This is a genomic window from Erwinia sp. MMLR14_017, from assembly GCF_033657285.1.
Classification (GTDB): Bacteria; Pseudomonadota; Gammaproteobacteria; order Enterobacterales; family Enterobacteriaceae; genus Erwinia.
Genome location: NZ_JAWVWP010000014.1, coordinates 59,104 through 77,398, shown reverse-complemented (window position 1 = coordinate 77,398; position 18,295 = coordinate 59,104). Strand labels below are relative to the sequence as shown.

At 56.3% G+C, this 18,295-nt stretch carries 17 protein-coding genes; 12 read left to right on the top strand and 5 right to left on the bottom strand.

Annotated elements, in window-relative coordinates:
• Positions 1 to 167 precede the first annotated feature (167 nt).
• From dps to ybiO, 6 genes are all read left to right on the top strand, one after another.
• Complete coding sequence (gene dps / locus SD961_RS19370) at positions 168 to 671, top strand: DNA starvation/stationary phase protection protein Dps (RefSeq protein WP_318792002.1); 504 nt, start codon at positions 168 to 170, stop codon at positions 669 to 671.
• A 99-nt stretch (positions 672 to 770) separates the two neighbouring features.
• Positions 771 to 1,034 (top strand): DksA/TraR family C4-type zinc finger protein, encoded by a 264-nt coding sequence (locus SD961_RS19365; RefSeq protein ID WP_318791962.1) that lies wholly within the window; start codon positions 771 to 773, stop codon positions 1,032 to 1,034.
• Between the two features lie 288 nt (positions 1,035 to 1,322).
• Positions 1,323 to 2,069 (top strand): glutamine ABC transporter substrate-binding protein GlnH, encoded by a 747-nt coding sequence (glnH, locus tag SD961_RS19360; RefSeq protein WP_318791961.1) that lies wholly within the window; start codon positions 1,323 to 1,325, stop codon positions 2,067 to 2,069.
• Positions 2,070 to 2,152: 83 nt separating this feature from the next.
• Positions 2,153 to 2,812 (top strand): glutamine ABC transporter permease GlnP, encoded by a 660-nt coding sequence (gene glnP, locus SD961_RS19355; RefSeq protein ID WP_318791960.1) that lies wholly within the window; start codon positions 2,153 to 2,155, stop codon positions 2,810 to 2,812.
• Positions 2,809 to 3,531, top strand: a complete 723-nt coding sequence (gene glnQ, locus SD961_RS19350) for a glutamine ABC transporter ATP-binding protein GlnQ (RefSeq protein WP_318791959.1) — start codon at positions 2,809 to 2,811, stop codon at positions 3,529 to 3,531. Before glnP ends, glnQ begins: the two co-directional genes overlap by 4 nt.
• 131 nt (positions 3,532 to 3,662) lie before the next feature.
• On the top strand, positions 3,663 to 5,927 hold the full coding sequence (gene ybiO, locus SD961_RS19345; RefSeq protein ID WP_318792001.1) for a mechanosensitive channel protein: 2,265 nt from the start codon (positions 3,663 to 3,665) through the stop codon (positions 5,925 to 5,927).
• Here the strand turns inward: ybiO and rlmF are convergent.
• Positions 5,924 to 6,856, bottom strand: a complete 933-nt coding sequence (gene rlmF / locus SD961_RS19340) for a 23S rRNA (adenine(1618)-N(6))-methyltransferase RlmF (RefSeq protein WP_318791958.1) — start codon at positions 6,854 to 6,856, stop codon at positions 5,924 to 5,926. The genes ybiO and rlmF overlap by 4 nt on opposite strands.
• A 126-nt stretch (positions 6,857 to 6,982) precedes the next feature.
• Here rlmF and SD961_RS19335 point away from each other — a divergent pair, with 126 nt between their 5' ends.
• Complete coding sequence (locus tag SD961_RS19335) at positions 6,983 to 7,612, top strand: flavin reductase family protein (RefSeq protein WP_318791957.1); 630 nt, start codon at positions 6,983 to 6,985, stop codon at positions 7,610 to 7,612.
• Here the strand turns inward: SD961_RS19335 and hutG are convergent.
• Positions 7,609 to 8,385: an N-formylglutamate deformylase gene (hutG, locus tag SD961_RS19330; RefSeq protein ID WP_318791956.1), complete on the bottom strand. Its 777-nt coding sequence runs from the start codon at positions 8,383 to 8,385 to the stop codon at positions 7,609 to 7,611. The two genes, SD961_RS19335 and hutG, sit on opposite strands and share 4 nt — an antisense overlap.
• Positions 8,382 to 9,602, bottom strand: a complete 1,221-nt coding sequence (gene hutI, locus SD961_RS19325) for an imidazolonepropionase (protein WP_318791955.1) — start codon at positions 9,600 to 9,602, stop codon at positions 8,382 to 8,384. Before hutI ends, hutG begins: the two co-directional genes overlap by 4 nt.
• A gap of 76 nt (positions 9,603 to 9,678) precedes the next feature.
• Here hutI and SD961_RS19320 point away from each other — a divergent pair, with 76 nt between their 5' ends.
• Positions 9,679 to 11,034: a formimidoylglutamate deiminase gene (locus SD961_RS19320; protein ID WP_318792000.1), complete on the top strand. Its 1,356-nt coding sequence runs from the start codon at positions 9,679 to 9,681 to the stop codon at positions 11,032 to 11,034.
• Positions 11,031 to 11,579 carry a HutD family protein gene (locus SD961_RS19315; RefSeq protein WP_318791954.1) on the top strand — a complete coding sequence of 183 codons (549 nt, stop codon included), beginning with the start codon at positions 11,031 to 11,033 and terminating at the stop codon, positions 11,577 to 11,579. The genes SD961_RS19320 and SD961_RS19315 overlap by 4 nt, the downstream gene beginning before the upstream one ends.
• Here SD961_RS19315 and hutC read toward each other — a convergent pair whose 3' ends face one another.
• Complete coding sequence (hutC, locus tag SD961_RS19310) at positions 11,580 to 12,335, bottom strand: histidine utilization repressor (protein ID WP_318791953.1); 756 nt, start codon at positions 12,333 to 12,335, stop codon at positions 11,580 to 11,582. It abuts the gene before it with no gap.
• Between the two features lie 374 nt (positions 12,336 to 12,709).
• Here hutC and hutH point away from each other — a divergent pair, with 374 nt between their 5' ends.
• The 3 genes from hutH to SD961_RS19295 all read left to right on the top strand — a co-directional run bounded on the left by hutH (position 12,710) and on the right by SD961_RS19295 (position 17,248).
• On the top strand, positions 12,710 to 14,272 hold the full coding sequence (gene hutH, locus SD961_RS19305) for a histidine ammonia-lyase (RefSeq protein ID WP_318791952.1): 1,563 nt from the start codon (positions 12,710 to 12,712) through the stop codon (positions 14,270 to 14,272).
• Between the two features lie 10 nt (positions 14,273 to 14,282).
• On the top strand, positions 14,283 to 15,968 hold the full coding sequence (gene hutU, locus SD961_RS19300) for a urocanate hydratase (RefSeq protein ID WP_318791999.1): 1,686 nt from the start codon (positions 14,283 to 14,285) through the stop codon (positions 15,966 to 15,968).
• A gap of 122 nt (positions 15,969 to 16,090) precedes the next feature.
• Entirely contained in the window at positions 16,091 to 17,248 is a 1,158-nt protein-coding gene (locus SD961_RS19295) for a M20 aminoacylase family protein (protein ID WP_318791951.1), read from the top strand.
• A 71-nt stretch (positions 17,249 to 17,319) separates the two neighbouring features.
• On the opposite strand, the gene ybiB is transcribed toward SD961_RS19295, so the two are convergent.
• A complete protein-coding gene (gene ybiB / locus SD961_RS19290) occupies positions 17,320 to 18,291 on the bottom strand; it encodes a DNA-binding protein YbiB (protein ID WP_318791950.1) in 972 nt (323 codons plus the stop codon).
• Positions 18,292 to 18,295 lie beyond the last annotated feature (4 nt).

The following is an 18,295-nucleotide window of genomic DNA, read 5'->3' as shown; positions in this document are numbered from 1 at the left end:
CTCACGCGCATTTTTTACGGTAAATTCTTCTTATTAATGGGCCTGGGCAAGCGCAAAGGCCGCTGCTATTTAACCAATAGGCAGTAACTTTCCGGCAAAGTGTGAAACCGGTGCTATACTTAATTCCGTACTTAATTAGGACAACCAACATTAAGAGGATATTAATGATGAGTACCGCTAAACTGGTTAAAGCAAAATCTTCTGATCTGATTTACACCCGTAACAACGTGGCTGACGACGAGAAAAAAGCCACCATTGAGGTGCTTAATCGTCTGGTTACGGAATTCATTGATTTGTCTCTGATCACCAAGCAGGCGCACTGGAATATGCGCGGCGCTAACTTTATTGGCGTACACGAAATGCTGGATGGTTTCCGTACGGCGATTACTGACCATCAGGATACCATCGCTGAGCGTGTGGTGCAGTTGGGTGGCGTTGCGCTGGGCACCTCGCAGATTGTCAGCGACAGAACGCCGTTGCAGAGCTATCCGCTGAATATTCACAGCGTGCAGGATCACTTGAAAGCGCTGGCGGAACGTTATGCTGTTGTGGCTAACGATACCCGCAAAGCTATTACTGAAGTTGAAGATGAAGACACTGCAGATATCTTTACCGCAGCTTCACGCGATCTGGATAAATTCCTGTGGTTCATTGAGTCTAACATCGAGTAAGTTTTGCCTTTCGTTGCGCCTCCGGGCGTAGCGTCACAGAGCAGCATTCCGGAGCAGATGAGGTCTTTCATCTGCTCTTTTGCATTGGAGGGTATAAGTATGGCAAGCGGATGGGCACATGATGATGCCGTTCAGGAGCAAATTGATTCCACTATTGAAGATGCTGTCACACGGGCACGGCGGGCAATGCATACGGGCGAGAGCGCAGAATTTTGCGAGAATTGCGGTGAAACAATCCCTGAAGCACGTCGTAAAGCTTTGCCAGGCGTGCATTTCTGCGTGCAATGTCAGCAGCAACGTGACAAACAGCAGGCCAACACGCTTTATAATCGTCGTGGCAGTAAAGACAGCCAGCTGCGCTGAGAGTTAATTGTCAAAATCAGACTTGTTTAACAAATTACGCTCCCCTCTGTTACTTCTCCTGGTCATTCTCCCGCTGTTTTGCTACAAAAGCCTCTGCACCAAAATAATACTAACGCACCATTATAAAGCCCCGTAATGGTGCACCATAAGTTTTACCTCTTTCCCCATCAGGTTAAATTGACTTAACGTGCTGTTTTTAATATATTTTAAAAACCTGGCATAATTTTTTCATATGGCTTGGCACCCAATCAGGCAAAGAGCTTGCCTGACGGCAAAAAGGATTAAAAGATGAAGTCGATTGTTAAATTTTCCCTGGCAGCGCTGACGCTGGCGTTCGCCGTCTCTTCTACCGCCGCAGAAAAGAAACTGGTAGTTGCCACTGATACCGCCTTTGTCCCTTTCGAATTTAAGCAAGGCGACAAGTATGTCGGTTTTGATGTCGACCTTTGGGACGCTATCGCCAAACAGCTGAACATTGCATACACCCTTAAGCCGATGGATTTCAGCGGCATCATTCCTGCGCTGCAGACCCGTAATATCGATCTGGCGCTGGCTGGCATCACCATCACCGACGAGCGTAAAAAAGCCATTGAGTTCTCTGATGGTTACTATAAAAGCGGCCTGCTGGTTATGGTGAAAGCCAATAACGACAAGATTAAAAGCATTGATGATCTGAACGGCAAAGTGGTTGCGGTTAAGAGCGGGACAGGCTCGGTGGATTACGCTAAGCAACATATCAAATCCAAAGATCTGCGCCAGTTCCCCAACATTGATAATGCCTACATGGAACTGGGCACCAACCGTGCCGATGCGGTTCTGCATGACACGCCAAACATTCTCTACTTCATTAACACTGCCGGTAAAGGCCAGTTCAAAGCTGTAGGCGACTCTATCGAAGCGCAGCAATACGGTGTCGCCTTCCCTAAAGGCAGTGACGACCTGCGTGAAAAAGTAAATGGCGCGCTGAAAACCCTTCGCGAGAACGGCACCTACAACACAATCTATAAAAAATGGTTCGGCAGCGATCCTAAATAATTTTTGCCCTCTTTTAACGCAGGCGTTTGCCTGCGTTTTTTTACCACCAACAAGAAATGGTTTTTTAAACCGGAGAAATAAGCATGCAGTTTGACTGGAGCGCCATCTGGCCATCGATTCCGGCCCTGCTTGAAGGCGCAAAGCTGACCCTGTGGATTTCGGTCCTGGGGCTGGTAGGCGGCCTGATAATTGGCCTGGTAGCGGGCTTTGCCCGTGCATACGGTGGATGGCTATCGCGCAATATCGCGCTGGTATTTATCGAACTGATCCGCGGTACGCCTATCGTGGTGCAGGTGATGTTTATCTATTTTGCCCTGCCTATGGCCTTTACCGATCTGCGCATCGATCCCTTCAGCGCAGCCGTCGTCACTATCATGATCAACTCCGGTGCCTACATCGCTGAGATTACCCGTGGCGCCGTGCTCTCTATCCATAATGGCTTCCGTGAAGCTGGCCTGGCGCTGGGCCTCTCCCGCCGCGAAACACTGCGCTACGTGATTATGCCGTTAGCGCTGCGTCGTATGCTACCGCCGCTGGGGAACCAGTGGATTGTCAGCATCAAGGACACTTCCCTGTTTATCGTGATCGGCGTGGCCGAACTGACCCGTCAGGGACAGGAAATTATTGCCGGAAACTTCCGCGCGCTGGAAATCTGGAGCGCTGTGGCCGTTATCTATCTGTTTATTACGCTGGTGCTGAGCTTTGTTCTGCGTCGCATTGAGAAAAGGATGAAAATCCTGTGATTGAATTTAAGAACGTCTGCAAACATTTTGGCGAAACGCAGGTGCTGCATAACATCGATCTGACCATTCAGCAGGGTGAAGTGGTAGTGATTATCGGCCCTTCCGGCTCAGGTAAATCCACCCTGCTACGCTGCATCAACAAGCTGGAAGAGATCACCAGTGGCGAACTGATTGTTGATGGCCTGAAAGTCAACGACCCGAAAGTGGATGAGCGCCTGATCCGTCAGGAAGCGGGGATGGTGTTTCAACAGTTCCATCTCTTCCCGCAGATGAACGCGCTGGATAACGTGGCGTTTGGCCCTGTCCGCGTACGTGGGACCAAAAAAGCGGAAGCGCACCGTCTGGCAAAAGAGCTGCTGGGTAAAGTAGGCCTTGCCGAGCGTGCGCATCATTTCCCCTCTGAACTTTCTGGCGGACAGCAGCAGCGCGTCGCTATTGCCCGTGCGCTGGCGGTGAAGCCGAAAATGATGCTGTTTGATGAACCCACTTCAGCCCTGGACCCGGAACTGCGTCACGAAGTGTTGAAAGTAATGCAGGATCTGGCAGAAGAAGGCATGACGATGGTTATCGTGACCCATGAAGTCGGCTTTGCCAAAAAAGTTGCCTCCCGCCTGATCTTTATTGATAAAGGGCGGATTGCCGAAGATGGCAACCCGGATGAGCTGATTGATAACCCACCCAGCGCCCGTCTGCGTGAGTTCCTCCAGCACGTTTCCTGATCGCCAGGGCGGAGAATTTTCCGCCCTGCTCTCTTTGTCATCCTTTTAAAATACCCTAATTATCCCTCGCTGCTTTCCAGCCGACTATACTTCCCTGCTGACGCTTCCCCGCGCCGCAACTGGAGAATATGATGTTGGATCTCTCTCCACCCGGGCGCTTCGCCTTCAGGTGGTTTTTCGTTGTTATACTGTTTGTCAGCCAGGCTCAGGCCGTCTCTTTACCTGCCGCGTCGGTGGCAGCCTCGCAAACGCAGAAGCAGTCAGCCACCCCTGAGAATGGCGAACCGAGCCTTGATGAGAAAAAGGCCGCTTACGCTGCCCTGGCCAACATCCTGCAAAATGATGAGTCGCGTCAGGAGCTGATAAACCAGCTGAGAACCGCGTCAGAAAGCCCTTCTACCACGGCGGAGCCGGTGCTTATCCCGCCGGGTGAAGAGCAAGAGAAAACTGTCCTGGAGAGCGTCACAAACGTCAGCCGTCATTTCGGCGGAGAATTTCTTTCCAGAGTAGAAAAATTACAGCGTAATATTGCGGATGCTCCGCATAAGCCCTTTAACCAACACACTTTTTTCAATGCGCTGTCGCATTTCGCTATGCTGGCCGTCGCGCTGTTTGCATTTTACTGGCTGATTACCTGGGCCATGACGCCTCTGTATCGTCGGATGGGTAAATGGGGCCGTGCGAAAAACAGCGACCACACCAACTGGCTGCATCTGCCCTCGATGATCCTTGGCGCTTTTATTATTGATATGCTGCTGCTGGGTCTGGCGCTGTTTGTCGGACAGATCCTCAGTGATTCTCTTAATGCGGGCAGCCGTACCATCGCTTATCAGCAGGGGTTGTTCCTCAACGCTTTTGCCCTGGTTGAGTTCTTTAAGACCATTCTGCGGTTAATGTTCTCTCCCCGCTTTCCTCAGCTGCGTTTTTTCCATCTGAGCGATGCGCGGGCACGTTACTGGAACACCAGGCTGAGCTGGCTCAGCGGGCTGATTGGCTATGGCCTGCTGGTTATCGTGCCTGTGGTTTCCAATCAGGTAAATGTGCAGGTCGGGGCGCTGGTAAACGTGGTGGTCATGGGCCTGATTACCCTCTGGGCGCTCTACCTGATTTTCCATAATCGTCGCACTATTCAGCGTGAACTGATGAACCTTGCCGATCGTTCGCTGGCCTTTTTCGCGCTGTTTATTCGCGCATTTGCGCTGGTCTGGCACTGGCTTGCCAGCGCCTATTTTATTGCGCTGTTTCTGTTTTCGATGTTCAACCCCGGCGACAGCCTGAAGTTTATGATGTCCGCTACGGTTCGCTCGCTGGCGATTATTGCCATTGGTGCGCTGATTTCGGGCATCCTCACCCGCTGGATCTCAAAAACCATCATTCTTTCACCCGATTTACGCCGCAATTATCCGGAGTTGCAGCATCGGTTGAATGGCTGGATTTCGGTGATGCTGAAGCTGGCCCGCACGCTGACCGTCTTTGCCGTCAGCCTGCTGTTGCTGAATGCCTGGAATCTGTTTGACCTCTGGCACTGGCTGACAGAGGGGGCTGGGGTGAAAATGGTGGATGTGATTATCCGTATCGTGATGATCCTGTTCTTTTCTGCCATGGGCTGGACGCTGCTTGCCAGCCTGATAGAGAGCCGACTTGCTTCCGACTCACACGGCAGACCTATGCCAGGCGCCCGCACCCGAACGCTGTTAACGCTGTTTCGTAATGCGCTGGCGGTGATCATCAGCACCATCACCATCATGATCCTGCTCTCGGAGATTGGCGTTAACATTGCGCCACTGCTGGCTGGCGCCGGTGCGCTGGGGCTGGCGATTTCCTTCGGTTCGCAAACGCTGGTGAAAGATATTATCACCGGCATTTTTATACAGTTTGAAAACGGCATGAACACCGGCGATTTGGTGACCATTGGTGCCATAACCGGTACGGTTGAAAGGATGTCGATTCGGTCAGTGGGCGTCAGGCAGGATACCGGTGCATATCACATCATTCCCTGGTCCTCGATCACCACCTTTGCCAACTTTGTGCGCGGCATCGGCTCATTTGTGGCGAACTATGATGTGGATCGCCGTGAAGATAGCGACAGAGTAAACAGTACGCTGCAGGCGGCTGTTAAAGAGCTGATGCAGGATCAGGATATTCGGGGAATGGTGATTGGCGAACCGTCGTTTGCCGGACTGGTTGGCTTGACCAACCAGGGCTTTACCGTTCGTGTCTCCTTTACCACCCAGCCGCTCAAGCAGTGGACGGTGCGCTTTGCGCTGGACAATATGGTGAAGAAGCACTTCGATGCGGCGGGTATTAAGGCGCCGCATCAGACGGTGCAGGTGATGCAAACCGGCACCGAAACAGAGGCCGCCGCCAGCTTCATCTCCCTGCCCGCACCGGATTAAACGCGGCTCATCTGGCGTTCGCGAGCCGGTTTTTCCATAAAGGTCCAGGCGATAATCCGGCTCTGCTTCTGCCCCTGCGCCATCTCGATGGTGCGGTAGGCAGTGACATCAGCCTCTTCAAGCGCGCGCCAGATATCAGGCAGGTTCTCTTTGCGCGAGACCAGAGAAGTAAACCAGATGCACTGACGGCTAAAGTTCAGGCTCTCTGTGATCATGCGGCCGATAAAGGCTTTTTCGCCGCCCTCACACCAGAGTTCAGCCTGCTGTCCACCAAAGTTCAGCGGGGCATTTTTAGCTAAGCCCAGGTTACGGATTTTACGCTGGCTGCCCTGCTGGGCGGCGGCGGCTGAATCATGAAACGGCGGATTGCACATCACGGCGTGATAGAATTCATTTTTGTGAATGATGCCGCTGAAGATTGCCTTTGCCTCTTTCTGGCGGCGCAGGCGAACGCCACGGTTAAGGTCCGGATTCGCTGCAATAATCGCACTGGCTGCCTTCATCGCCTCTTCGTTTACTTCGCTGCCGGTAAAGCGCCACTCATATTCACGGTGACCAATCAGCGGATAGATGCAGTTAGCGCCACAACCAATATCCAGAATGGTCAGATTACGCGGCACAACCCGACGGTGATCTTCAGCCAGCAGATCGGCAAGGTGATGAACATAGTCGGCCCGGCCCGGTACCGGCGGGCAGAGAAAACCTTCCGGGATCGTCCAGTTCTGGATCTGATAGAAGTGCATCAACAGCGCCTGATTCAGCGCCCGCACTGCCGCCGGATCGGCAAAATCCACCGACTCATCGCCATGCTGGTTGACCGAGACAAACTCCGCCAGCGGCGGATGGCTCTGGATCAGAGTGGGGAAATCATAGCGTCCGCGATGGCGGTTGCGGGGATGAAGCTGAGTTTTTTCGACGGTGTTTTTCATGTGCGGCTCTCTGGTCTGAAGGCGCGTAAGATACCTGCTCAGGTCAGGATGGTAAACCATTCCCGGCTTTTTTCCGCGGGCCAGTAGTCTATGATGATGAAATTACCCTCATTTTAAGGAGTTTGCATGACGCGTTCCCGCCACACTTATCAACCTCGCCTTGGACATGGTCTGCCACACGATCCGTTGAATGCCATCATCGGGCCACGCCCGATTGGCTGGATCAGTTCACAAAGCGCTAAAGGTGAGCGCAACCTGGCGCCCTACAGTTTTTTCAACTGCTTCAACTATAAGCCACCGATTATTGGCTTTTCCAGCCAGGGCTGGAAGGACAGCGTGGCGAATATCGTTGAAACCGGCGAATTCGTCTGGAACCTGGCGACCCGCGAGCTGGCTGTCGCGATGAATGAAAGCTCCGCCTCGGTGCCCCATGGCGACGATGAGTTCACCCTTGCCGGGCTGACTCCGCTACCTGGTACTCAGGTCAATGTCAGCATGGTGGCAGAAAGCCCGGTGAACTTTGAGTGTAAGCTGACTCAGGTACTCCAGCTGGAAGGCGCAGATGGCGAGAAACTGGAGCAGTGGATGGTATTTGGTGAAGCCGTGGCGATCCATATCGATCACGATCTGCTGGAAGAAGGGATCTATCAGACCGCGAAAGCCAACCCTATCCTGCGGGCCGGCGGCCCCAGCGCCTACTACGCCATCAGCGAAGAGCTGCGCTTTGATCTGCGGCGGCCGGATGCACGACGCTAAGGGAACATCGCTTTAATAAGTGCTTTTAACAGCGGCTGAAGTCGGGCCGCTTTATCACCCCGCCAGCCAAACGGCGGCGCTTCATCCATATAATTACATTGCGCCAGCTCAAGCTGTAGCGCGTGCTGATTCTGCTCTGGCTTGCCATAGGCGCGGGTAATATAGCCCCCTTTGAAGCGTCCATTTATCACCCAGCTGAACTCTGTCTGTGCCGTACAGCACGCCGTTAATGCCTCGGCGATAGCCGGGCTACAGCTCAGGCCGCCGTTGGTACCCAGATTCAGGTCGGGTAACTTACCCTCAAACAGACGCGGAATAACCGAGGCGATGGAGTGCGCATCAAACAGCAGCGCATAGCCAAATTTCTGTTTGATTCTGGCTAACTCCTGCTGAATTTGCTGGTGATACGGCATCCAGATGGTCTCCAGATAACCCTGCCGCTGAGCAGCAGTGGGCGTCATTCCTGGCTTAAACGTTGGCGTACCGTCAAACAGCGTTTCCGGATAGAGGCCGGTAGTGGCCGTGGTATAGAGCGCTTCATTGTCTGGCGGACGGTTGAGATCAATCACAAAGCGCGAATAGTTCGCCAACAGCATGCTGGCACCGCTTTCCGCAAGAAAATCGTAAAGCTGAGGAATATGCCAGTCAGTATCCGGCAGACCGCTGGCCGCTTCGCTAAGACCCTGCTCCACTTCTGGCGTCAGCGCCGTCCCGGCATGGGGAGCGCTGAACAGCAGCGGCAGCGTGCCCTGGGTAAATTCGAACGGTTTCATCGTATGGCTTCTCCTCTGAAAATTACCTGACAAGGCAGTTCTCCGCCCAGCCAGTAAACCAGTTCCGCCGGACGCTGAAGCGGCCAGTGAACGAAATCTGCATATTTTCCGGTTTCCAGCGAGCCTTGCGTAGCGGCCAGCCCCAGCGCCTGCGCGCCGTAGAGGGTCACGCCTGCCAGCGCCTCTTCCGGCGTCATGCCAAACAGCGTGCAGCCCATATTCATCATCAGACGAAGCGACAGCGCGGGTGAGGTGCCAGGGTTGGCATCGCTGGCCAGCGCCATGGGAACCCTGTAGTGACGGAACAGCGCAACGGGTGGAAGCTGCTTTTCACGCAGCAGGTAGAAAGCGCCGGGCAGCAGCACCGCGACGGTGCCGCTTTTCGCCATGGCCGCCACGTCACTTTCCTGCGCATATTCAAGATGATCGGCGGAGAGCGCGCTGAACTTCGCCGCCAGCTCGCCGCCGCCCAGCGAAGAGAGCTGTTCTGCATGCAGCTTAACCGGCATACCAAGACGCTTAGCCGCTTCAAATACGCGAGTGACCTGAGCCGGAGAGAAGGCAAGATATTCACAAAAAGCATCTACCGCATCGGCAAGCTTCTCGCTGGCGACCTGAGGTAACAGCGTTTCGCAAATCAGGGTTATCCAGCCGTCCGGATCTTCTTTGAATTCAGGGGGCGTGGCGTGTGCCGCCAGACAGGTCGCCTGAATCTGAACCGGATGCATTTTTGCCAGCTGCCGGATCGCTTTAAGCATCCGTATCTCGCTCGCCAGATCCAGACCATAGCCCGATTTAATCTCAACCGTGGTGACGCCTTCCGCCAGCAATCTTTCCAGCCGCCAGCTGGCAGAGGCAACGAGCTGGTCGAGGGTGGCTTTACGGGTGGCGTTGACGGTAGAAATAATTCCCCCGCCCTGTGCGGCAATCTCACTGTAGCTTACCCCGTTGAGCCGCTGCTCAAACTCATGGCTGCGATCGCCGCCAAATACCAGATGCGTATGGCAGTCCACCAGACCCGGCGTCACAATGCCGCCGCCCAGATTGGTATGCCTCTCCGCTTTAATATGTTTTGACTCGTTGCGGGGGCCAATCCAGGCAATTTTATCCTGACGAACCGCGACAGCGCCGTCCGGGATGATGTTATATTTTCCGTCCTGCATGGTGACGAGATCGGCCCCGTACCACAGGCTGTCACAGCGCAGTTCATCGCTCATCTTCTCTCCCGGCTTTACTGTTGATTCATAAGTATGTATATGTATATACAACTACATTGCCCGGGAATCAACCATGATGGCTCGCTATTTTGCGCCACGCGTCCTGCTGGTGGACGGTTGGCACCACGACGTATTGATGGAAGTGGACAGCGCAGGATTTATCCACTCTCTGACAGCTGAGGCCCTGCCCGACAACGCGCAGCGCCTGAACGGCGCGGTGATCCCAGCCATGGCGAATTTGCATTCACACGCTTTCCAGCGGGTAATGGCGGGGCTGGCTGAAGTGGCTGGCGATCCGCAGGACAGCTTCTGGACATGGCGGGATTTAATGTACCGCATGGTGCAGCGGCTCTCCCCGCCGCAGGTTGGCGCTATCGCCGAGCATCTCTATGTTGAGATGTTGAAAGGCGGCTACACCCAGGTTGCTGAGTTCCACTATCTGCACCATGACCCTGACGGCAATCCCTATCCTGAAGATGAGATGCTTCAGCAGCTGATTGCGGCTGCTGAACGCGCCGGGATTGGGCAGACGCTGCTGCCGGTGCTTTACAGCTATGCCGGGTTTGGCGCACAGCCGCCTCAGCCGGGACAGAAACGCTTTATTCAGGATACGGCGCACTATCTGCGTCAGCAGCAACAAATCAGAGACTCTCTCACCGGTAAGCCGCTACACAATCAGGGTATCTGCTTCCACTCGCTGCGTGCAGTGAGTGAAGCGCAGATGCAGGAAGTGCTGGCGGCGCTGCCTGACACCCTACCGGTGCATATTCATATTGCTGAACAGGAGAAAGAGGTCAGAGACAGCCAGGCCTGGAGCGGTGAACGCCCGGTGAGCTGGCTGCTGAACCGGTTTGAGGTTGATGCCCGCTGGACTCTTATTCATGCCACGCATCTGGATAAGAGCGAAATTGCACGCCTGGCCGCAAGCGGTGCGGTAGCGGGTTTATGCCCGACAACCGAGGCGAACCTTGGCGACGGCATTTTCCCCGCCACGGAGTATATCGCTCAGGGCGGGCGCTGGGGCATCGGTTCCGACAGCCACGTTTCGCTGGACGTGGTGGAAGAGCTTCGCTGGCTGGAGTACGGACAGCGCCTGCGTGACCGCCGTCGTAACCGCATTGTGGCTGGCGAAGAGATTTCGGTGGGCGATCTGCTCTACCGTCAGGCGCTGGCGGGCGGCGCTCAGGCCTGTGGGGTTAAAATGGGTCAGATCGCTCCCGGTTTCCGTGCCGACTGGCTGGTGCTGGCGGACGACGCCATGCTGGGCACGACACCCGATCGGTCGCTGCTTAACCGCTGGCTGTTTGCCGGTCATCGCGGACAAATTCAGGATGTCTTTGTCGCTGGCAGGCAGCTTATTCAGCACGGACAGCATGCACAGCAGCAGCAGATTGATGCCGCGTTCCGCGAAGCGGTAGAGGGGCTGAAATGATCCATTTCTACGACAACGCCACGCTGCCCGTGAGCCGCTGGCGCAACGGCGGCGGTGAAACGCGAGAGATTGTCAGCTTTCCGCCTGACAGCACAGAATTCAGCTGGCGCATCAGCATAGCTACCATTGCCGCAGACGGCGCCTTTTCACGTTTTCCCGGCATCGACAGGGTTATTACGCTGCTGGAGGGTGAAGGCGTGGAGCTGAAGGCCGGGAGCCGGTATACCCAGCTGCTGCGGCCACATCAGCCGTTTGTTTTTGCCGGAGAAGATGAGATTGAGGCCAGGCTGACCGGCGGCGTCAGTACCGACTTCAACGTTATGGCCCGGCGCGAAACGCATCGTGCAGCGGTCAGAGTCATTGCAGAGGCTTGTTCCCCTGCCCCACAAAACGCAGGCGTAGTGTACGTACTGGCGGGAGAATGGCTTACCGACACGCAGCCCCTTACTCAGGGTCAGGGGGCCTGGTGGCATTCAGCCGCGCCCTCTTTCGTCCCGACATCTTCCGGGGCGCTTTTACTGCTGGCTGAGATTGCCGGGCGGTAATTAACCGTGCCCTTTAAACCGCCCCAGCAGTTTGTAGCGAGAGCCGGGATAGAGCAGCTTAGCGTAGGTTACAATCCTGGTGTCGCTCCAGGTCTGGCGGCGGATCAGCAGGCAAGGCTCGTTGGAATCAATGGAGAGCGCGCTGCACTGCTGGCGCAGGGGCAGTACCGCTTCCACGATGTGCTCTCCTGCCGTTAACGGCGCTGCACGCATCAGGTAGGTGTAGGGCGTCTGGTTTTGAAAATCCTGCTGCAGATAATCTGGCGCCACCAGCGGATTAACCAGACGATCTTCCAGCTGCACAGCCAGCTCATTCTCAAAATGCACAATGGTGGAGTGAAAGACCGACTGTCCGGTGGTCAGTCCCAGCACCGCGGCCTGTTCAGGGTCCGCTTTGATTTCCCGCAGCTCAAGGATTTTGCTGCTGTGCCGACGCCCGCGCTGGGCAATCTCTTCGGCAATGTTATGCACTTCCAGCATCGCCGTGTAGCCCCTGGACTCCGCGACAAATGTACCCACTCCCTGCATACGTATCAGGTAGCCTTCACTGGTCAGCTCCCGCAGCGCCCGGTTAATGGTCATCCGGCTGACGCCCAGCTCGTTGACCAGTTCGCTTTCCGAAGGAACACGCTGGTTCGGTTTCCAGACGCCTTCCGAAATCTGGCTGATAATCGCCTGCTTGACCCGCTGATAAATCGGCGCAGGCTGATCGCTCATGGCGGCAGAGAGTTGGGAAATGGCAGTCTGTTCAACCATATAAAACGCTTCCTTGATGAAGATACTTTCGCCAGTTTACTGTTTAGCCTCTTAAATGTATATACATCTCAGGGACGCACCCTGCACCGTTCCAGGGCAGTGCTGCTCGACACAGTGCAAAAACAGGCTGCTCACTGCACTTCCTGTTCTTCAGCGCTGTAACAAAATGCCCGATAAATGCGGCTGTTTCACTCCTGAACAGCTAAACCTCACCGGCAAAAACTTTTGTGATCGATCTGGCACAAGCATTGCTAATTGTATAGACAACACTATACACATCTGCTTCACTGCAGAAAGTAGCCTGTCGCGGTCTGTGAACCCGGCCCCCTGAAAAGGGATTAGTGCACACCAACTTGTCTATACAGGAGTATACCATGCCAGTCGCCCCCTCTCTCTGTCAGCTGAACCCCGGTAAGGTCGAGCTGGCAACGCTGAAACGCATTTATCACGGTAACGTTCAGCTTTCGCTGGATGAAGGCGCCCGCGCCAGCGTTCTCAGGGCTTATGAAACCGTCGAGGCCATTGTTGATTCAGGCAAAGTGACCTACGGCATCAATACCGGCTTTGGCAAGCTGGCGCAAACGTCCATTCCTGCCCAGCGGCTTGCCGAATTGCAGCGCAACCTGGTGCTTTCCCACAGCGTGGGTATTGGCGAGCTGCTGCCGGATGACGTGGTGCGGTTGGTTATGGCGACCAAAATCATCAGCCTGGCGCGCGGCCACTCCGGTGTACGGATAGCGCTGATAGAGGGCCTGCTGGCGCTGTTCAATGCCGGTGTGATGCCCTGCATCCCCGAGAAAGGCTCCGTGGGCGCCTCTGGCGATCTGGCCCCGCTGGCGCACCTTTCGCTGATGCTGCTTGGGGAAGGGGAAGTGCGCGTAGCGGGCAAATTGATCCCGGCTACAGAAGGACTGGCGCTGGCCGGACTGCAACCCTTTGTCCTGGGTCCGAAAGAGGGACTGGCGCTGCTAAACGGCACGCAGGTTTCCACCGCGCTGGCCCTGCGTGGGCTGTTTGAAGGTGAAAAAGTGTTTGCAGCGGGGCTGGTAGCCGGAGCGCTGTCGCTGGAAGCGATCAAAGGTTCGATCAAACCCTACGACAGCCGCATTCATGAAGCGCGTGGGCAGCATGGGCAGATCCTGGTGGCAGCAGCGGTTTCCTCGCTGCTGGAAGGCAGTGATATTCTGCATTCCCATGCTGACTGTGGCCGCGTTCAGGACCCCTACTCCATCCGCTGCGTACCCCAGGTGATGGGCGCCTGTCTGGATAACCTGCTTCATGCGGCTAAAGTGCTGCAGATTGAGGCCAATGCCGCCTCCGATAATCCTCTGGTCTTCAGCGATACGGGAGATGTGATCTCCGGCGGTAATTTCCATGCTGAACCCGTTGCCTTCGCTGCCGACATTCTGGCGCTGGCGATTGCCGAAATTGGCGCGATCTCGGAACGGCGTATGGCGCTGCTGCTGGACAGCGGACTCTCCGGCCTGCCTCCTTTCCTGGTCAACGATGGCGGCGTCAACTCCGGCTTTATGATTGCTCAGGTCACCGCAGCCGCGCTGGCTTCGGAAAATAAATCTCTGGCGCATCCCGGCAGCGTCGACAGCCTGCCGACCTCTGCCAATCAGGAAGACCATGTCTCGATGGCTACCTATGCCGCCCGCCGTCTCGGCGCGATGTGCTTTAACACTGCTGTTGTGGTCGGTATTGAAGCCATGGCAGCCGCGCAGGGCATCGATTTCCATCGTCCGTTGCACAGTTCGCCTCTGATTGAACAGGAGATGGCTAACCTGCGCAAGCGCGTAGCCTGGCTCGAAAAAGATCGCCTGATGGCCCCGGATATTGAACAGATGCGGCTGTGGGCAAGCAGCGATAGCTGGCCTGCTCCCATCGCCTCCCTTTTCCCCAGCTCAGCACCTGCAGTTTCCTCCCCAAATTAAGGATTTGATGATGAGTGACAACCTAAGCAAAGCGGTGGCGCGTGAAGTCCGTGCTCCCCATGGCAGCGAACTCCACTGCGCTAACTGGCTGATTGAAGCGGCGTATCGCATGATCCAGAACAACCTCGATCCGGATGTGGCGGAACGTCCTGAAGATCTGGTGGTGTATGGCGGCATTGGCAAAGCCGCACGTAACTGGGAGTGCTTTGAGCAGATCCTGCGTTCGCTCAAAGCCCTGCAGCCGGAGGAAACTTTGCTGGTGCAGTCTGGTAAACCGGTTGGCGTTTTCCGTACTCATGCCGATGCGCCGCGCGTGCTGATTGCTAACTCCAACCTGGTGCCGCACTGGGCGAACTGGGACCATTTTCACGAGCTCGATAAAGCGGGCCTGATGATGTATGGCCAGATGACCGCAGGCTCCTGGATTTACATTGGTGCTCAGGGCATCGTGCAGGGTACTTTTGAAACTTTTGCCGAAGCGGGCCGTCAGCATTACAACGGTGACCTGAGCGGCAAATGGATCCTTACCGCCGGACTGGGCGGCATGGGCGGCGCGCAGACGCTGGCTGGCGTACTGGCCGGGGCTTCTGTGCTGGCGATTGAGTGCCAGGAATCACGTATCGACTTCCGGCTGCGTACCCGTTACGTGGATTACAAAGCCACCACGCTTGATGAGGCGCTGGCGATGATCGACCAGGCTAACCAGCAGAAGCGCGCCATCTCTGTAGGGCTGCTGGGCAACGCCGCAGAGATCGTGCCTGAGCTGGTTAAGCGTGCCAAAGCAGGCGGCATGAAGCCTGATATTGTTACCGATCAGACCTCCGCCCATGATCCCATCAATGGCTATCTGCCGGTTGGCTGGTCGCTTTCGCGCTGGGAAGAGACGCGGAAAAGCGATCCTAAAGCGGTTGAGAGAGCAGCCAGGGCCTCCATGGCGGTCCATGTTCAGGCAATGCTCGACTTTTGCCACATGGGCGTGCCCACAGTGGATTACGGCAACAATATCCGCCAGGTCGCTCTCGACGAAGGCGTAAAGAACGCTTTTGATTTTCCGGGATTTGTTCCGGCCTATATCCGGCCGCTGTTCTGTGAAGGTAAAGGCCCGTTCCGCTGGGTGGCGCTCTCCGGCGATCCGGAAGATATCTATAAAACCGATGCCAAACTGAAAGAGCTGTTCCCGGATCACAAAAACCTGCATCGCTGGCTTGATATGGCGCAGGAGCGCATCGCTTTCCAGGGCTTGCCTGCGCGTATCTGCTGGCTGGGGCTGGGTGAGCGTCATCTTGCCGGGCTGGCCTTTAACGAAATGGTGCGCAACGGCGAGCTGAAAGCGCCGGTGGTGATTGGTCGTGACCATCTGGACTGCGGTTCCGTGGCATCGCCAAACCGCGAGACGGAAGCGATGAAGGATGGTTCTGATGCCGTTTCTGACTGGCCGCTGCTGAACGCCCTGCTCAATACTGCGGGGGGTGCCACCTGGGTCAGCCTGCACCACGGCGGCGGCGTGGGCATGGGTTTCTCTCAGCATGCGGGCGTGGTTATCGTCTGTGACGGCACCGCTGAAGCGGACAAGCGGCTGAGCCGCGTTTTGTGGAACGATCCCGCCACTGGCGTGATGCGTCACGCCGATGCGGGCTATGAACTGGCGCAGGCCTGTGCCGCTAAGCACGAGCTGAACCTGCCGATGGTGAAGTAACCCTTCCAGGTCGGGCGCTCTGCCCGGCCTGCCTCATTTTCACCGCCAGCGCTGCCCCCCTTTTTATGCTACCTTGATCCAGCCAGATATCAGGAATTTGCGGCTGCAGAGGAGAGGACGTCATGACAATTCCCGTTTCGCTGATTGAAGAGGCCACCGGCTGGCGCAGAGAACTGCACGCCCTGCCGGAACTGGGCTATCAGGAACATCAAACCTCGCACAGAGTCGCGGAGCAGCTTCGGGCATTCGGGTTGCAGGTACATACCGGCCTGGCCGGTACCGGCGTGGTGGGTACGCTGGAAAACGGCCCCGGTCCCAGTATTGGATTTCGCGCCGATATGGATGCGCTGCCGATAACCGAACGGGGCGAACCAGCCTGGCGCTCGACGCGGCCGGGCGTGATGCATGCCTGTGGCCATGATGGCCATACCGCCATGCTGCTGGCCGCGGCGAAGCACCTCAGCCAGACCCGCCAGTTCAGCGGCACCCTGCATTTCGTTTTCCAGCCTGCGGAAGAGAATCTGGGCGGGGCGCGGAAAATGGTTGCCGAAGGTCTGTTTACGCTGTTCCCGATGGATGCTATTTACGGCATGCACAACTGGCCAGGCTTGCCTGCAGGGCATGTTGCGGTGAACAGCGGAGCGATGATGGCCTCCCTTGATGCGTTTGAGATCACCTTACGCGGCAGAAGCTGCCACGCCGCCATGCCGGAAAACGGAGCCGACCCCGTGGTGGCGGCGGCCCAGTTGATTCTGGCGCTACAAACCATTCCGTCCCGTCGTTTATCCCCTCTGGCTTCAGCAGTAGTCAGCATCACGCAGATCAACGGCGGCGAGGCGATTAACGTGATCCCGGAAAATGTGGTGCTGCGCGGCACGTTGCGCTGTTTGCAGGCCGATGTGCGCAGCAAAGTACGTAAAATGATTGATGAGTTTGTGATCTCGTTCACCGCGCCACTGGGCATTGAGGGCAGCATTGACTATCTCACCGATTATCCGGTGACGAAAAATGACGCGGCAGAAGCGCTGAAGGTACGCGACTGCGCGCTGACGCTGTTACCCGCTGAGCAGGTGCACTGGGAAGTAAGCCCGTCGATGGCTTCAGAAGATTTCGCCTGTATGCTGGAAGCGTGCCCCGGCGCCTACTTCTGGCTGGGAGCCGATGGCGAGACGCCTTCCCGACCGCTGCATAATGCGCACTACGACTTCAATGACCAGCTGATCGGCAAAGGCATCGCATTCTGGAGTGCGCTGGCCGAACAACTGCTTCCCCGGCGTTAAACAGCCTGCCAGGCTGGAGCAGCAAAATGTAGCCTTCTGCATTCAGCCCCAGCCTGCGCAGGCAACCTGCCTCAGTAACCTGCCCTGACGAGCTGTTCCAGCGCATCCTGTCGGTCTGCCGCCCGGCCAGTTGCCATATAGCAGCAGGCAATCTGCTGGCGAAGCGACTCCGGTACAGCCAGCTCACGGTTCAGGCACCGGGCTATCCATGCCGCGGTGGTAGCGGCATCTTTCGCTGCCGGCAGCGTATCGCGTGCTGCCCCCTCCTCCTCCTGCCGGGGCAGCAGCACTTCTGGCTCACCGCCCGCAATCAGGCTGATAGCGGGACAGCGCTGAGGGTTGGCATAGACCTCCCCTTCGGTACCGTTCAGCAGCAGTGCCCGCCCGCCGATAGCCCGGAAAAACTGCCCTACGCGGGGGATATATTCCGGATGAGAGACGCTGGAGAGACGCAGCGCGGCATCTTCCGCAAACGGCGTCGCCAGTTTTGCCAGCGTATGCGCGCTGTTACGTACGCCCATACGCCAGCGCAGCGAGAGCTGCCTTTCCAGCGGCGCACAGAGCGTGGCAACGCTCATAAACACCAGTTCACCCTGCTCAAGCTGCGCCTGCGCCTGCTCAGCAGAGTGCACTGCGGCAACACCCAGCGCCTGAAAGACCGCTTCGCTGGTGACACGGGTGGGATCGTCACTGACGCCATGCACCACAACCGGAAAGCCCAGCCTGCTCAGCAGTAAAGCCAGCAGCGGCGTCAGGTTCCCCTGTTTACGCGCGCCGTTATAGCTCGGGATAACCACCGGCATGGGGTAATGCACAGGCGGAGTCAGCTTCATGACCCGCTCCTGCATCGCCTCATAAAAGCCGAGCATCTCCTCCTCGCCTTCACCTTTGATGCGCAGCGCAATCAGGATCGTACCCAGCTCCAAATCTGGCACTTCGCCCGCCAGCATCTGGCGGTAAAGCTCACGCGCGGTAGCAAAATCGATATCACGGGCATGGTTTTTACCGCGCCCCACTTCTTTGATGATCTTGTTATATTCCATGCTT

Bases quoted from the DNA above. Each gene is read 5' to 3' on its own strand.
- SD961_RS19315 (WP_318791954.1), top strand. From the start codon at position 11,031: ATGATCCATTTCTACGACAACGCCACGCTGCCCGTGAGCCGCTGGCGC.
- hutG (WP_318791956.1), bottom strand. From the start codon at position 8,385: ATGAAACCGTTCGAATTTACCCAGGGCACGCTGCCGCTGCTGTTCAGC.
- hutC (WP_318791953.1), bottom strand. From the start codon at position 12,335: ATGGTTGAACAGACTGCCATTTCCCAACTCTCTGCCGCCATGAGCGAT.
- SD961_RS19365 (WP_318791962.1), top strand. From the start codon at position 771: ATGGCAAGCGGATGGGCACATGATGATGCCGTTCAGGAGCAAATTGAT.
- SD961_RS19320 (WP_318792000.1), top strand. From the start codon at position 9,679: ATGGCTCGCTATTTTGCGCCACGCGTCCTGCTGGTGGACGGTTGGCAC.
- glnH (WP_318791961.1), top strand. From the start codon at position 1,323: ATGAAGTCGATTGTTAAATTTTCCCTGGCAGCGCTGACGCTGGCGTTC.
- hutH (WP_318791952.1), top strand. From the start codon at position 12,710: ATGCCAGTCGCCCCCTCTCTCTGTCAGCTGAACCCCGGTAAGGTCGAG.
- rlmF (WP_318791958.1), bottom strand. From the start codon at position 6,856: ATGAAAAACACCGTCGAAAAAACTCAGCTTCATCCCCGCAACCGCCAT.
- hutI (WP_318791955.1), bottom strand. From the start codon at position 9,602: ATGAGCGATGAACTGCGCTGTGACAGCCTGTGGTACGGGGCCGATCTC.
- ybiO (WP_318792001.1), top strand. From the start codon at position 3,663: ATGTTGGATCTCTCTCCACCCGGGCGCTTCGCCTTCAGGTGGTTTTTC.
- SD961_RS19295 (WP_318791951.1), top strand. From the start codon at position 16,091: ATGACAATTCCCGTTTCGCTGATTGAAGAGGCCACCGGCTGGCGCAGA.
- SD961_RS19335 (WP_318791957.1), top strand. From the start codon at position 6,983: ATGACGCGTTCCCGCCACACTTATCAACCTCGCCTTGGACATGGTCTG.
- glnP (WP_318791960.1), top strand. From the start codon at position 2,153: ATGCAGTTTGACTGGAGCGCCATCTGGCCATCGATTCCGGCCCTGCTT.
- hutU (WP_318791999.1), top strand. From the start codon at position 14,283: ATGAGTGACAACCTAAGCAAAGCGGTGGCGCGTGAAGTCCGTGCTCCC.
- ybiB (WP_318791950.1), bottom strand. From the start codon at position 18,291: ATGGAATATAACAAGATCATCAAAGAAGTGGGGCGCGGTAAAAACCAT.
- dps (WP_318792002.1), top strand. From the start codon at position 168: ATGAGTACCGCTAAACTGGTTAAAGCAAAATCTTCTGATCTGATTTAC.